This is a genomic window from Emticicia sp. MM (assembly GCF_001649495.1).
In genome coordinates, this window is sequence record NZ_LXHX01000005.1 from 1 (window position 1) to 14,858 (window position 14,858).

The window sequence follows — 14,858 nt, forward strand, 5'->3', positions numbered from 1 at the left end:
TTTTATTCTTTCTACTTATATTTACTAAAATTTTTTAAAAACTATTTTTTCCTATTTAGAGCCGTTTTAAGAGCGAATGAAAAGTAAAGTTATTGGTAAATAGCTAATTAAATGAAAAAATATTTTATAAATTGATTTTGACAATCTATTCGTTATAAACCCCTATTTGTTTAACCGATGAAAAGTATAGTTTTCAGAGCTAAAACTTTTATTCTTTTGTTGCTTACAAGTGTAAGTTTGGCTACGATTGTATCCAATTGCACCAGTTCTTCGGCCGAGACAGGAGCCATACCCGATGAAGTTGACTACAACTTCCATATCCGCCCAATTCTTTCAGATAGATGTTTCAAATGTCATGGTCCAGATGTAAATAAGCGAGAAGCAAATTTACGCCTTGATACACCCGAAGGTGCTTATGCCGCTCTGAAAGATAACCCAAAAGCACATGCCATTGTAGCTGGAAATTTAGAAGCCTCTGAAGTTTATCAACGACTTATCACGAAGGATTCTACGCTTAGAATGCCTCCGCCCGAGTCGAATCTGAAACTTACTCAACACGAAATTGAACTAATTGCCAAATGGATAAAGCAAGGGGCGAAATACAAGCCTCACTGGGCTTTTATTGCTCCTCAAAAACCGAAACTTCCAGAAGCAGATAAAGATTGGGTGAAAAATGAAATCGACTATTTCACGTATGCAAAAATGGACGAAAAAGGCTTAGAGCCTAATGAAGAAGCAGATAAAGAACGCCTCCTCAAACGAGTGAGTTTCGACCTTGTCGGATTGCCCCCAACGCTTGAAATGCAAGAAAGGTTCTTGAAGGATAATTCGCCAAATGCTTATGAAAAAATTGTTGATGAACTGCTCAAAGACAAGCATTATGGAGAAAAAATGGCTATTCCGTGGCTTGATGTGGCTCGTTATGCCGATTCACATGGGTACCAAGATGATGGCTTACGTACGATGTGGCCTTGGCGTGATTGGGTAATTCATGCGTTTAACTCAAATTATCCTTATAGCCAGTTTGTTACGTGGCAGTTAGCCGGAGATTTATTGCCCAACCCCAATAAAGAAATGTTGTTGGCGACAGGTTTTAATCGAAATCATAAGATTACACAAGAAGGCGGAGTAATTGATGAAGAATATCGTGTAGAATATGTAACTGACCGTACCAATACTTTTGGAAAAGCATTTTTAGCCTTAACTTTTGAGTGTGCTCATTGCCACGACCATAAATATGACCCAATTTCGCAAAAGGATTATTATCGAACTTTTGCGTTTTTTAACCAAGTTCCCGAAAAAGGTCTTTTTGGTACGATAGATGCCTCTTTTGCCGACCCACCAAATATGAAAATTTCAACTGAAGATGTGAAGTCGATTTTGAAGTTTATTAATAAAAAAGATACAGCCAAAGTTGCAGTCATGGTGATGAAAGATTCATCGGTGGTTCGACCAACTTATGTACTGAATCGTGGCAATTATGATGCTCATGGCGAAGTAGTAAGATTTGGTGTTCCAAGTAGTATTATGCCTTTCGATACCAATAAACTTGAGAAGAATCGCTTAGGTTTAGCAAAATGGTTGTTAGATGCAAAGAATCCGCTGACTGCTCGCGTGTTTGTCAACCGAATTTGGGCTCAGTTTTTTGGACGAGGAATTGTAAAAACTCTCGGTGATTTTGGTATGCAAAGCGAACTTCCATCTCACCCGGAATTATTAGATTGGTTGGCAGTTGATTTCAGAACAAATGGCTGGAATATCAAACGTTTAGTGAAACAAATTGTTATGTCGGCCACGTATCGACAATCTTCTACTCTAAATGATAAACACCTAAAAATTGACCCTGAAAATATTTATTTATCAAGGGCTTCACGTTTACGTATTCCTGCAGAAAACGTACGAGACCACGTGTTGGCCAGCAGTGGTATATTAAACACTGAAATTGGTGGACCAAGTGTGAAGCCTTATCAACCAAAAGGTTTGTGGGAAGTAGCTACTTCGGGCCGTGGTACTTTGGCTCGATATGTACAAGACCACGAGTCAGACCTTTACCGTAGGGGAATGTATGTATTTATCAAACGTACGGTGCCGCCACCTTCAATGCTTATTTTTGATGCTAGTAACCGCGACCAATGTGAGGTTCAGAGAAGCCGAACAAATACGCCATTGCAAGCTTTGGTAATGATGAACGACCCTCAAGTAATGGAAGGCTCAAGAGTAATGGCCGAAAACCTAATGAGCGAAAATATTCCTTTAGAAAAGAAACTCGAAAAGGCTTTTCGAAAAATTGTTTGTCGCCAACCGAAGGCTAAAGAACTGGCGATTTTAAGTAATTATTTTGAGTCGGAAAAGGAATTTTTTGGTAAAAATGCTGCAAAAGCTCAGAAAATTTTGAGCGTTGGTGAATTTAAGAAGAAAGATATAAAAGATAAACAAGCTACCGCCGCCTTAATGCAAGCCATCCAAATGATTTTTAACATGGAAGAGGCCATTGTGAGAGGGTGAAAGCACGTTTAACTCCTTTCGCGGTTTTCGTTTCTCTTTTCAAATCCGTAGATTTCATGTACGGTTATTCGAGTTAATGTCCTTACGGACTTTCATTCAACAGCTCTTAGATTAGATAGGAAAGTGAAATAATTTGAAAGAAAAAACTACGAAGTAGTTAAACACGAATAGAAGGAATAAGTAAAAAACTGACTCTGAAAAGGTCAAATGTAAAATAAAACTAGCATTCATTATGCAAAACGAATTCTTCAACCATAAGCTAAATGTTACTCGTAGGCATTTCTTGGGTAAAACTGCTGCAGGTATTGGTAGTTTAGCCTTGGGTTCATTATTGATGCCTAATTTGTTCAAAGGCTCGGGTGATGAGAGCCTCGACCAACTCCCTTTAGGACTTCCACATTTTGCACCTAAAGCCAAACGTGTCATTTATTTATTTCAGAATGGAGCTCCCTCGCAGTTAGAATCTTTCGATTATAAACCCACACTTGCAAAAATGATGGGAGAAGATTTGCCTGCTTCTATCAGAAATGGGCAACGTTTAACTGGAATGACATCGAATCAGACTAAATTTCCGTTGATGGGTTCATTTTTCGATTTTAAACAATACGGACAATCGGGTGCTTGGGTGAGTGATTTGTTTCCAAATATTGCTAAAATAGTTGATGATATTTGCATCGTTCGAACCATGAATACCGATGCCATTAACCATGACCCTGCACTTACTTTTATGCAAACAGGGGCACAGGTGGGTAATCGTCCGAGCATGGGGGCGTGGCTTAGCTATGGTTTAGGAAGTGAAAATAAAAATCTTCCTGCATTCTGTGTATTACTTTCACGTGGCCGTGGAAATGGACAGGGGGTTTACTCAAAACTATGGACAAACGGATTCTTAGATTCTACACACCAAGGGGTAGTTTTTAGTAGTGGAGAAGACCCAATTTTGTACCTCAACGACCCCGAAGGTACAGATAAAATGGCTCGCCGAAGAATGTTAGATAAATTATCGGAGCTTAATCACTTAGGTTTTGAAGAGAATGGCGACCCCGAAGTACAGGCTAAAGTTCAACAATACGAAATGGCTTACAGAATGCAAACCGCTGTGCCAGAACTTACTGATTTATCAAAAGAACCTGACCATATTATTAAAATGTATGGCCCCGAATGTTTAGTACCCGGAACTTATGCAGCAAATGCTCTTTTAGCTCGAAAATTATCAGAATCGGGAGTGAGATTTGTTCAGCTTTATCACCAAGGGTGGGACCAACATGGAAATCTTCCCGGTGAAATGCCACTTCAAGCTCAAGATGTTGACCGTGCTTCTGCGGCACTAATTACCGACCTGAAGCAACGCGGACTTCTCGATGAAACTTTGGTGATTTGGGGTGGAGAATTTGGCCGTACGAATTATTGTCAAGGTAATTTCACGAAAGATAATTATGGTCGAGACCACCATCCTCGTGCTTACAGTATTTGGATGGCAGGTGGCGGCGTAAAACCTGGCATTGTTTATGGCGAAACCGATGAATTTGGCTACAACATCGTGCGTGACCCTGTGCATATTCATGATTTTCATGCAACAGTTATGCACCTTATGGGGCTAAACCATGAACAACTTACCTATAAGCATCTGGGGCGTAGATATCGCCTAACTGATGTCGCTGGAAAAGTAATTCCAGGGCTCATGGTGTAGTACAATTTTCCAAATTGTCTAGCAAAAAAGTAAAGAGTTTTTTATTATTCTGTAATTCCGATTAAATGGACCGCTTTTATAAAATCTCATCATACCTATTATTAAGCTTAAATATACTCTTACTATTCCTTTTATTATTTGAAGAAAAAGTAAGCCTTCCTGTATGGATGAGTCCAATTGGGCGTATGCACCCACTTTTACTGCATTTACCTATTGGATTTGTTGTTTTGATGGTGATTCTAACTTTCTTGAAAAACGAATTTGAAAGTAAAAGTTATGAGGCTTTTCAGAAACTATTGCTTACGCTAACAGCAATTTCAGCAGCGGTTGTAGCTTTGATGGGCTTCTTTTTATCTAGAGAAGGGGGGTATGATGAAAGTCTCTTACAAATTCATAAATATACGGGTGTCTTGGTGAGTTTTGTTTCTTACTTAGCTATTGCATTTTATGATAAATTTACTTCAATAAACTACTCAAATTGGGTATTATTGGCAGTAATTGCTATTACGGGTCATTTTGGGGCGGGCATTACACATGGCGAAAACTACTTGTTCGAGTCGCTACAAAGCAAAGCAGAAGCAAAGAAATTTACGGAAGAAAACACAGTTTATGAAGCAGCAATTTTCCCAATTTTAGAGGCGAAATGTGTAGCTTGCCATAACGACCAAAAAACGAAAGGTCAGCTAAATATGAGTAGTATCGAAAAAATTCTAAAAGGAGGAAAAAATGGCTCTATTTGGAAAATTGGAGATGCCTTAAATAGCCACATTATTCAGAGAGCCAATTTGCCTTTAGAGCATAAAGAGCACATGCCTCCGAAAGGCAAACCGCAATTAAGTGCAGAAGAAATTGCCTTACTTATAGCTTGGATAAATGAAGGAGCAGATACCAAGAAAGTGATTAAAAATTATGCTTCAAATTCTGAGACTAAGAAGCTTGTTGCAAAATTAATTTCTGCTAATTCTACTACACAAACAAGTAATAACTATGATTTTTCTGCTGCTTCGGCAGCTAAAATAGAAGAAGTAAATACACCTTTTTGTTCGGTGTTTGCTTTAGCAAATGGCTCGCCTGCTTTACAAGCTGACTTTTTTGTGAGTAAAAAATTCGACCGAAAAAGTTTAGAAAACCTTTCAAAAGTTCGTGAGCAGTTAGTCGTATTAAACCTTTCAAAAATGCCTTTGAAAGATGAAGATTTATCCTTGATAAATTTCCCGAATCTTGAAAAACTTAACCTAAATCAGACCGATATTACTGGAAAAACCTTAGAACAACTTAAAAAGTGTCAGAATTTAGAGTCTTTGGCTTTGGCTGGTACAAAAGTATCTAAAGAGAGTCTTGAGAAAGTGCTTGATTTGCCTAAGTTAAAAGAAATCTTCATCTGGAATACACCAATCAATGAATCGACTATTAATGAATTGGCTCGTCGATATTCAAAAGTGAGGTTTGATAAAGGTGGAGTAGATAATCCTAACGAAATTCTGAAACTCAATCCACCTATTTTGGTCAACGAAGAGTTTATCATTAAAGCTAATACGCCAATTGTGCTTAAACATACTTTGCGTGATGTAAAAATCAGATACACGCTCGATGGCACAAATCCTGATTCAACTACTAATTTGGTTTATAGTAAGCCAATCATGATTAGTAGCTACACAAAGCTCAAAGCTATCGCCACAAAAGATAATTGGTATTCGAGTAAAATGATTGAATATAGTTTTTATAAGGCAACTTATACGCCAGATAGTGTTTATTTGCTTACACCCACCAATCCAAAATATGCAGGAAAAGGGCCTAAAACTATTACAGATTTCAAGAAAGGAGCTATTGATAATTTCCAAGAACCCGCTTGGTTGGGCTTTAGAGAGAATGAAATGGTGGCATTATTCGAATTCAAAACGCCAAAGCCACTCAAAGATATGACCGTGAGCTATTTGCAAAAAATGGACTCCTACATCATGCCACCAGCATCAGTAGAAGTATGGGCGGGTAATAGTAAGAATGATTTGAAATTAGTAAAGAAAATACAACCTACCATGCCAACAAAAATGGAGTTAAATGCTAATATTGGACTAAATGTGGCTTTGGGTGGAGGTAATTATAAATTGGTAAAACTTATTGTAAAACCCATTGCGAAATTGCCAAGCTGGCACCCAGGTAAGGGAGATAAAGCATGGTTTTTTGTTGATGAAGTATTTTTCAATTGATTTTCTAACGTAAATTGCAGCTTCTTGGTGTTTCGCCAAGAAGCTTTTTTTATAATTAATTATCCCGCTTTATGTGTCATTGTGGTGAAAATAGACCTTTTTCGGAGTGTTGTGAGCCTATTATTAACGGTCAGAAAAAAGCCGAAACGGCCGAACAACTCATGCGTTCGAGGTACTCAGCTTATGTCGTAGTGAATACCAAATATTTGATTGAAACAACATATCCAAGTCAGCAGAAGAATTTTGATGAGGCTGATATTAGAGCTTGGGCGGTAGCTAATCAATGGCAAAAGTTAGAAGTAATTGCGAGCCAAAAAGGAAAGCCAAGCGATGAACTCGGTGAGGTTGAATTCAAAGCATCATATTTAGATGAAGTGGGTACTTTGAGAACGCATCACGAAAAATCAACATTTGTACAAGAAAATGGTCGCTGGTATTATCTAAGTGGAGTCATTGGTGGAACTAAACCTCTCTTAAGCACCCAAAATCGAAATGATTTGTGTGCTTGTGGTAGTGGTAAGAAATACAAGAAATGTTGTGGAAAATAGCCTAGAACTCAATAAAATATAAGTATAAATACTTATGAGATTAGAATTTGCTTAGACCCCTAAATTCTAATCTCAAAAAGGCAGTTTTGTATTTTTTAAGTACTATTTTGCTCTTCAATTTGAAGAGCATTTTTTATTTGAACTTATGAAAACTCCATTTTTTATTTCATTATTTTTGATTGCATTTGAAGGTTTTTCACAGAAAATAACTTCCATCACACTTCTTGAATCGACACGTGGCTTTAGAAGAGAAATTATAGTTACAGAAAAAGAGTATATTTTAGATGAAAATTCAATTATCTTTAAGAAAAAACTCATACCCACAGAATGGAATGAAATGATGAAAGTGTGTGAGAAACTTAAATTTGAAGAATTGAAAGATTTTAAGTCTCTATCCAATAAAAGGGCAAAAGATGCTGCTTTGCAGACGAGTATTACTATACATGTAGGGCGGAGAAAATTCAAATCTTCTACTTTCGACCATGACAATCCGCCTAGAGAATTGATGGCGTTGCTAAATGAGCTGCGGAAACTTTAATGATTCTTTCAACCACGATATTCGCTTAAAACTATGGTACTTTTTCACAAACACCTTACCTTTGTTTTTTCAATTACCATTATTTTATTTTCAGCTATGTCGTCGGATGCCCAGAAGAGCCTTCCTGATTTCTCAAAACAATTATTCGATATTCACGAAAAAATCAAAGAACCTACCTTAACCAAACGTAGATTTAAACATAAAGATATTGTTCCATTGATTGAAAAGCTACCTTTTGAAGTGGCAAAAATCGGTCAATCGTTCGAAGAACGAGATATTTACCAAATCAAAATGGGGCATGGTAAAACAAAGATTTTGTTGTGGTCGCAAATGCACGGCGACGAAGCTACTGCCACCATGGCATTATTTGATATCTTTAGGTTTTTTAAAGAAAAAAACGATGGTTTTGATGCCCTTCGAAGCAAAATATTAGATAATTGTACACTTTATTTTGTGCCAATGCTCAACCCAGATGGGGCAGAACGTTTCCAACGCCGCACCGCAACGGGTATTGATATGAATCGAGATGCCCTTCGTTTTCAAACGCCTGAGGGTACTTTACTCAAAAAACTTCAAGACGAACTCAAACCAGAATTTTCATTTAACCTGCACGACCAAGGCATTAGATATAGTGCCGGAATGAGTAGTAAGCAGGCAACGATTTCGTTCTTGGCTACGTCCTATAATTTTTCACAAGATTGGAATCCTACCCGTACGCGTGCCATGCAGGTGATTTGTGAGATGAATGAGGCGGTGCAACAGTTTATTCCGGGGCATGTAGGAAAATGGAATGACCCACACGAGCCACGAGCTTTTGGCGATAACGTAGCTTTGTGGGGAAGTAGCCTAATTTTAATAGAATCAGGTGGGTATAAAGATGATGTTGAAAAACAATATATTAGAAAGCTTAACTTTGTGGCAATGCTCAAAGGAATGCAGTCGATTGCTGAAGAAACTTATATAAAACATCAGTTAAGTACCTACGAAAGTATTCCGAATAATGAGAAGTTTTTGTTTGATGTATTGATTCGAAATGCGGAATTCATTCACAACGGGAAAGTAGTAATCAAAGATATCGGCATTATTCTTACCGAAAAAAATATCAACAATGCTACCGATTTTGTGGTTTCGAGCGTTATAGATGACCTCGGCGACCTTTCAACGTTTTGGGGAATTAAAGAAATAGATGCTAAAGGATTGACTGTAAGTATGTTTGCCGATTTTCCTGAAATAGCTCAAAAATATAAGATTTCAGAGAAAGAGGCGGCTAATAAAGAGCTAAATCTCGACGAAACTGCGAGTTTCCTGCTAACAAAAGATAAAGAAGTGAAATATATCATCTTGAATGGACAAATTAAATAGTAGCCTTACCGTAGAAACGGAATACCCAATCTCTTTGATAGAGAGGACTTTAAAATTTCTTCTTTTATTGATTCCCTTACAGTTTTTTGGGATTTTCTCGGCTTCCGCACAACAATCGTACGTGCTTGGGAAGGCAGTCGATAAAACTACGGGTAAGCCAGTAGTAGCAGCCACGGTTGTGAATAAAAATACCAAACAAATTACCAAAACTGGTGATAATGGCAGTTTTTTGGTGCGTGCATCGAAAGGTGATTCTATAAAAATTGCTTCAGTAGGTTATAAAAGTGCTGGAATTGCTTGGGATGGTGCTAACACAGAACCTGTGATAGAAATGAAGCAGGATGCCATTATGCTCAAAGAAGTGGTGGTAAGAGATAAGCGATTGGAGCAAATAAAGAAACAAATTGATGAGTTAATGGCTGCTCCCGAAGCAACAACCAAACTAAAATGGAAGGATATTTCTAACTTAGTAAACATGAATACCTCAACCCCGGGTAGTATAGGTATCTCTATTGATGGTTTGTATCAGCTTTTTAGTAAAGAAGGTAAAACTCGCCGAAAACTGGAAGCTATGAAGCAAGAAGACCTAAAAAAACTTTTGGTAGAATACCGATATAACGCAGAATATGTTTCGTTTGTAACAAAACTGAAAGGACAAGAGCTAAAGAATTTTATGCGTTTTTGTAATTTACCAGATAATTTTGTGCTCACAGCCAATGATTACGACCTTACTTTTGAGGTTTTTCGTTGTTTAGAAGAGTTTAAGCGTTAATTTTGAATACGAGATACGAGACAGGAGATGCAAGAGAGAAATTTCTCATATCCCGAATCCAGTATCTCGAATCTCATATCTCAAATCTAAAAAATGCAAGAAATAGAAATACCACAGCGAAAATTACGCACATTTATCGGAGAGGAATTCTCCCTCACGTCATGGCAAGATTTGAAGCCACTTTATGAAAACTTAGTCAATCGCACCATTGCTAATGCCGAAGAACTCCGTCAGTGGTTTCTTGACCGCAGCGAATTAGAATCTTATTTATCTGAAAATTTGGCGTGGCGATACATCAAAATGACTTGCGATACTGCCAGTGAGGAAAATCAAAAAAACTACCAATTTTTTGTGGAAGAAATTCAACCCGAACTCTCAGTTTATAGCGACCAACTCAACAAAAAAGCTTTGGAAAGCCCCTTTTTGGGTGAATTGACCGATGAGGGTTTCTTTATCACAATTCGTGGAATGAAGAAATCGGTTGAGATTTTCCGTGAAGAAAATATTCCGATTGAAACTCAAATTCAAACCAAGCAAACAGAATATCAATCGACCACGGCAGCGATGACCGTGAATATCAATGGCGAAGAAATGACCTTGCCTAAAGCTGGAGATTTGTTGCAGTCACCGAATCGCGTTCTACGTGAAGAAGCTTGGACAAAAATTGCTGAACGTCGTTTTCAAGACCACGAAAAACTAGATGCTTTATTCAACGAATTGCGTGATTTACGCCATCAATTGGCTGTCAATGCTGGCTTCTTGAATTTCCGTGATTATATGTTTGCGGCCATGGGTCGTTTTGATTATACCCCTCAAGATTGTTTCAATTTTCACGAAGCAGTGGCCGAAACGGTTGTTCCTTTAGTGAATGATATGACGAAAGAGCGTAAAGAAAAATTGGCCGTTGAAGTACTTCGCCCTTGGGATTTGAAAGTTGACCCAGATGGGAAACCAGCTCTAAAACCTTTCAAAAATGGTGAAGATTTGCTTGATAAAACCGTAGCTTGCTTTGAAAAAATAGACCCGAAGTTGGCTGACTATATTCGAATTATGCGTAGAATGGGTCATTTTGATGTGGAATCTCGCAAGGGTAAAGCTCCTGGTGGTTATAATTATCCACTCGAAGAAATTGGAGTGCCGTTTATCTTTATGAATGCCACTTCGAGTTTGAGAGATGTCGTAACGATGGTGCATGAAGGCGGGCACGCGATTCACTCTTTCGAAGTACGAGATTTGCCTTTAAATTCATTCCGCAGTACAACATCAGAAGTTGCCGAATTAGCTTCGATGTCAATGGAATTGATTTCAATGGAGCATTGGGATGTGTTTTTCGAACAAGAAGAAGATTTAAAACGTGCCAAAATTGAGCATTTAGAAGATATTCTCGAAGTTTTGCCTTGGATTGCTACTGTTGATAAATTTCAACATTGGATTTACGAAAATCCGACGCACACAACCGAAGAACGCCAAGTAGCATGGACAAATATCTTCAATAAATTTGCCGATTCAGTGACAGACTGGAAAGGCTATGAGCGATTTAAAAGCTATAATTGGCAACGTCAATTACATATTTTTGAAGTGCCATTCTATTATATCGAATACGGTATGGCCCAACTCGGAGCGATTAGCGTTTGGAGAAATTACAAGCAAAATCCAGCAAAAGGACTTGAAGGTTATCTAAATGCACTTAGATTAGGCTATACGACCACTATTGGCAAAATCTACGAAGCCGCAAATGTGAAGTTCGATTTCTCGAAAGAATACATTGCAGAACTCATGAGTTTTGTGAAAGAAGAGTTGGAAAAGTTGAAATAATAAATTACAAATTTACCCAATAAAGGCTTTTTGATTAGTCATGTGCTTTTATTGGGTATTTTATTTGAACTCAAGAGAAACTTACCCTTATTAAAGGTTAAGAATGTATTATTTCGAAAATAAAAAACAATGCCATAGTCCAAAAAGTATTATATTTTGGCATTATATTAATAGAAAATAGGATTTAGTTTATATACATTTGCCAAGAATTCAACCCTATAAATTCTATGGCAGACCCTATACTAATCTTACTCGTTGGTGTTGTTATTGTTGTCGGTGGAATCATCGGCTTTAAATTACATCCTTTCCTAGCACTGCTTTTGGCTGCATTGGCAGTTGCCCTACTCACCCCTCCCGAATTAGTTGAACAATATTATCTATCAAAAGGAGTATCTGCCATTGATGCTTACAAACAAGCCCATAAAAGTATTGGTGAACGTATCGGAATCGAATTCGGTAATACATGTGCCAAAATAGGAATTCTGATTGCCATGGCGGCTATTATTGGCAAAGCTATGCTTGATAGTGGTGCAGCCGAGAAGATTATCAGAAGTATGCTTAAAGTTACGGGTGAAAAAAATGCACCGTTGGGCTTTATTTTGAGTAGTTTTTTTCTGACTATTCCAGTTTTTGTCGATACTGTTATCTTCTTGATGATGCCACTTGCTAAAGCAATGGGTATGCGATTGAAGAAAAATTACTTGCTTTTGGCTCTTTCCGTAATTGCAGGTGCTGTAATGGCTAACTCTTATGTGCCGCCATCGCCCGGCCCTTTGATTTTGGTGAGTTCGTTTAATGTACCAATCGGATTATTGATGGTTTGTGGAGTTTTGTTGGGGCTTTGCACGATAACCGTTGGATTTTTTATTGCTAAATACTTGAATAAAAAGTTTGATATTCCACTAAGAGATTCACCTGATGCACGCTTGGAAGATATTTCTGCCATTGCCGAAAAAGATGATAGTGAATTGCCTTCATTGGGGTGGGCTTTATTGCCAGCAGCATTTCCTTTAGTAACTATTTGTATTCGTTCGGCAGTAGAGGCTTTTCATAAATCTGATAAACCTTTGACCGAAATTCCGTTCGTAAATACAGTTTTAGATATCGTTTTATTCTTTGGCGATAAAAATATTGCCTTACTCATGGGCGGACTTTTTGCTCTTTTGGTATTAGCAAAGCAGAAAAAAACAAGTAAAGATAAAATATTGGCTTTCACCTCAACTGCCTTAGCAAGTGGCGGCGGTATCATTTTAATTACTGCCGCAGGCGGAGCTTTTGGCGGAATGTTACAGCAGACAGGCATTAGCAGCCGAATTGCTGATTTAACGAAAGATTACCAAATGGCCTTGATTCCGTTGGCGTTTTTTATCACAATGGTTGTGCGAACGGCACAAGGTTCGGCAACGGTGGCTTTGATAACTGCTTCGGGTATTTTAGCAGGAATGGCACAGAATGCCAATTTGGGTTTTCATCCCGTGTATTTATGTTTGGCAATTGGAAGCGGAGCGAAACTTATTCCGTGGATGAACGACGCAGGTTTTTGGATTATGTGTAAAACTTCAAACCTTACTGAGGAAGAGGCTCTCAAAACAATTGCTCCCATGCAGAGTTTGATGGGCTTGGCGGGCGTAATTCTGACAATGATAGCCGCTTGGATTTTCCCGATGGTGTAGAGAGCTGGTGATTGGTAAATTGGGGATTGGGTTTTAAGGATAAAAAATATAACAGTAACAAATAACCAATTGCTAATCGACCAGTAAACTAATATACCAATCCACCAATAACCAATAAACCAGAAAAAATGCAAAACATAGCAATAAAAACAACACCTAACGATAATGTAGCCATTGTAGCAAATCCAGCAGGTTTGAAGCGTGGGGCAATTGTGTTAGACGGAGTCGTGCTCGAAGAAGATATTCCGATGGGACATAAAGTGGCCTTAAAGTCTTTTGATGAAGGAGATGAGGTGATTCGCTATGGGCAAATTATTGGTTATGCAAACAGATTTATCGAAAAAGGAAGTTGGATAAACGAAAGTAATATTAGCTTACCACAACCGCCAAAGTTAGAGGATATTAACTATATTCAACTGTCTTTTGAGGAGAAAATAGAGTTGGAATTAGAACAATATACCTTCCAAGGTTACCGAAATCCCGATGGTAGTGTAGGTACAAAGAATATTCTTGGAATAACCACCAGCGTGCAATGTGTAGCAGGAATTACGAATTTCATTGAAAATAAAATCAGAAAAGAATTAATACCCTTATATCCTAATGTCGATGACGTAGTAGCTTTCAATCATAGTTATGGTTGTGGAATTGCCATTGATGCACCAGCTGCTATTATTCCGATTCGCACAATCAAACACATTGCTCAAAACCCAAATTTTGGTGGTGAAATCATGATTATTGGTTTAGGTTGTGAGAAATTAAGACCAGAAAGATTGTTGCCCGATGATGATGGGCTTCGACTTCACTCTGCCCACGGAACGGATACCGAGCGAAGTCGAAGTATTCTTTATTTACAAGATGAATCTTTCGAGGGTTTTTATGAAATGGTTGATGGAATTATGGAAATGGCCGAAAAACATTTGCAAAAGCTCAACCAACGGAAACGAGAAATTTGCTCAGTAGCTGATTTAGTGGTGGGAATGCAATGCGGAGGCAGTGATGCTTTTTCGGGTTTGACGGGTAATCCAGTGGCTGGTTTTGCGGCGGATTTAATTGTAAAAGGCGGAGGAACAGTTTTTTTCTCAGAAGTTACCGAAGTGCGTGATGCCGTACATTTGCTTGTTCCTCGCTGTGAAAATGCCGAAGTTGCCCAAAAACTCAAAGATGAAATGGCTTGGTACGATAATTACCTCAGTCAAGGGCAAGCAGATAGAAGTGCCAATACAACCCCAGGTAATAAAGGCGGTGGGTTGAGTAATATCGTAGAAAAAGCCCTTGGTTCGGTCGTGAAATCGGGTACAAGTACGATTGTGGATGTAGTTTCACCGGGCGAGAAGCTGCGTAAAAAAGGTTTAAATTTTGTAGCAACTCCTGCCAGCGATTTTGCCTGTGGAACCCTCCAATTAGCTGCAGGCATGAATATGCATGTGTTCATTACGGGTAGAGGTACGCCTTATGGCTTAAATATGGTTCCTGTAATAAAAGTAAGTTCTAATTCAAAATTAGCTAATCGTTGGCATGATTTGATAGATTTTGACGCAGGGCCTGTGGCTTTCGGACAAAAAACTATCGAAGAAATGGGCTGGGAATTATTCCACCTCATTCTTGAAATAGCCAGCGGAAATAAAAAAGTCGCCACCGATAAATTGGGACTTTATAACGATTTGGTACTTTTTAACCCCGGGCCTTTAACGTAATTATTCAAGCGAAGGCATCGCTTAAAGCGATACCTTCGCTAAAACTTATTCATA

At 38.3% G+C, this 14,858-nt stretch carries 10 protein-coding genes; all 10 read left to right on the forward strand.

Going from position 1 to position 14,858, the window contains the following annotated elements; genetic code table 11:
- The first annotated feature begins 177 nt into the window (after positions 1-177).
- The 10 genes from A6M55_RS00455 to garD all read left to right on the forward strand — a co-directional run bounded on the left by A6M55_RS00455 (position 178) and on the right by garD (position 14,804).
- Complete coding sequence (locus tag A6M55_RS00455; RefSeq protein ID WP_015029092.1) at positions 178-2,505, forward strand: PSD1 and planctomycete cytochrome C domain-containing protein; 2,328 nt, start codon at positions 178-180, stop codon at positions 2,503-2,505.
- A 232-nt stretch (positions 2,506-2,737) separates the two neighbouring features.
- A complete protein-coding gene (locus A6M55_RS00460; protein WP_015029093.1) occupies positions 2,738-4,195 on the forward strand; it encodes a DUF1501 domain-containing protein in 1,458 nt (485 codons plus the stop codon).
- A 65-nt stretch (positions 4,196-4,260) separates the two neighbouring features.
- Positions 4,261-6,402 carry a chitobiase/beta-hexosaminidase C-terminal domain-containing protein gene (locus tag A6M55_RS00465; RefSeq protein ID WP_064196105.1) on the forward strand — a complete coding sequence of 714 codons (2,142 nt, stop codon included), beginning with the start codon at positions 4,261-4,263 and terminating at the stop codon, positions 6,400-6,402.
- Positions 6,403-6,473: 71 nt separating this feature from the next.
- Positions 6,474-6,950, forward strand: a complete 477-nt coding sequence (locus tag A6M55_RS00470; RefSeq protein WP_015029095.1) for a YchJ family protein — start codon at positions 6,474-6,476, stop codon at positions 6,948-6,950.
- Between the two features lie 145 nt (positions 6,951-7,095).
- Positions 7,096-7,488: a hypothetical protein gene (locus tag A6M55_RS00475; protein WP_015029096.1), complete on the forward strand. Its 393-nt coding sequence runs from the start codon at positions 7,096-7,098 to the stop codon at positions 7,486-7,488.
- A 33-nt stretch (positions 7,489-7,521) separates the two neighbouring features.
- The gene (locus tag A6M55_RS00480; RefSeq protein WP_015029097.1) at positions 7,522-8,850 is read left to right on the forward strand and encodes a M14 family zinc carboxypeptidase; all 1,329 of its coding nucleotides are present in this window, start codon (positions 7,522-7,524) and stop codon (positions 8,848-8,850) included.
- Positions 8,834-9,622: a carboxypeptidase-like regulatory domain-containing protein gene (locus A6M55_RS00485; RefSeq protein ID WP_064196106.1), complete on the forward strand. Its 789-nt coding sequence runs from the start codon at positions 8,834-8,836 to the stop codon at positions 9,620-9,622. The genes A6M55_RS00480 and A6M55_RS00485 overlap by 17 nt, the downstream gene beginning before the upstream one ends.
- A 93-nt stretch (positions 9,623-9,715) precedes the next feature.
- Positions 9,716-11,437 carry a M3 family oligoendopeptidase gene (locus tag A6M55_RS00490; RefSeq protein ID WP_064196107.1) on the forward strand — a complete coding sequence of 574 codons (1,722 nt, stop codon included), beginning with the start codon at positions 9,716-9,718 and terminating at the stop codon, positions 11,435-11,437.
- A 227-nt stretch (positions 11,438-11,664) separates the two neighbouring features.
- Positions 11,665-13,110, forward strand: coding sequence for a GntP family permease (locus tag A6M55_RS00495; protein ID WP_064196108.1), 1,446 nt, complete (start codon positions 11,665-11,667; stop codon positions 13,108-13,110).
- Between the two features lie 128 nt (positions 13,111-13,238).
- Positions 13,239-14,804 carry a galactarate dehydratase gene (garD, locus tag A6M55_RS00500; protein ID WP_064196109.1) on the forward strand — a complete coding sequence of 522 codons (1,566 nt, stop codon included), beginning with the start codon at positions 13,239-13,241 and terminating at the stop codon, positions 14,802-14,804.
- Positions 14,805-14,858 lie beyond the last annotated feature (54 nt).

What these genes read in the sequence shown, in the direction of transcription:
- A6M55_RS00455 (WP_015029092.1), top strand. Translation starts at nt 178, where the DNA reads ATGAAAAGTATAGTTTTCAGAGCTAAAACTTTTATTCTTTTGTTGCTT.
- A6M55_RS00460 (WP_015029093.1), top strand. Translation starts at nt 2,738, where the DNA reads ATGCAAAACGAATTCTTCAACCATAAGCTAAATGTTACTCGTAGGCAT.
- A6M55_RS00465 (WP_064196105.1), top strand. Translation starts at nt 4,261, where the DNA reads ATGGACCGCTTTTATAAAATCTCATCATACCTATTATTAAGCTTAAAT.
- A6M55_RS00470 (WP_015029095.1), top strand. Translation starts at nt 6,474, where the DNA reads ATGTGTCATTGTGGTGAAAATAGACCTTTTTCGGAGTGTTGTGAGCCT.
- A6M55_RS00475 (WP_015029096.1), top strand. Translation starts at nt 7,096, where the DNA reads ATGAAAACTCCATTTTTTATTTCATTATTTTTGATTGCATTTGAAGGT.
- A6M55_RS00480 (WP_015029097.1), top strand. Translation starts at nt 7,522, where the DNA reads ATGGTACTTTTTCACAAACACCTTACCTTTGTTTTTTCAATTACCATT.
- A6M55_RS00485 (WP_064196106.1), top strand. Translation starts at nt 8,834, where the DNA reads ATGGACAAATTAAATAGTAGCCTTACCGTAGAAACGGAATACCCAATC.
- A6M55_RS00490 (WP_064196107.1), top strand. Translation starts at nt 9,716, where the DNA reads ATGCAAGAAATAGAAATACCACAGCGAAAATTACGCACATTTATCGGA.
- A6M55_RS00495 (WP_064196108.1), top strand. Translation starts at nt 11,665, where the DNA reads ATGGCAGACCCTATACTAATCTTACTCGTTGGTGTTGTTATTGTTGTC.
- garD (WP_064196109.1), top strand. Translation starts at nt 13,239, where the DNA reads ATGCAAAACATAGCAATAAAAACAACACCTAACGATAATGTAGCCATT.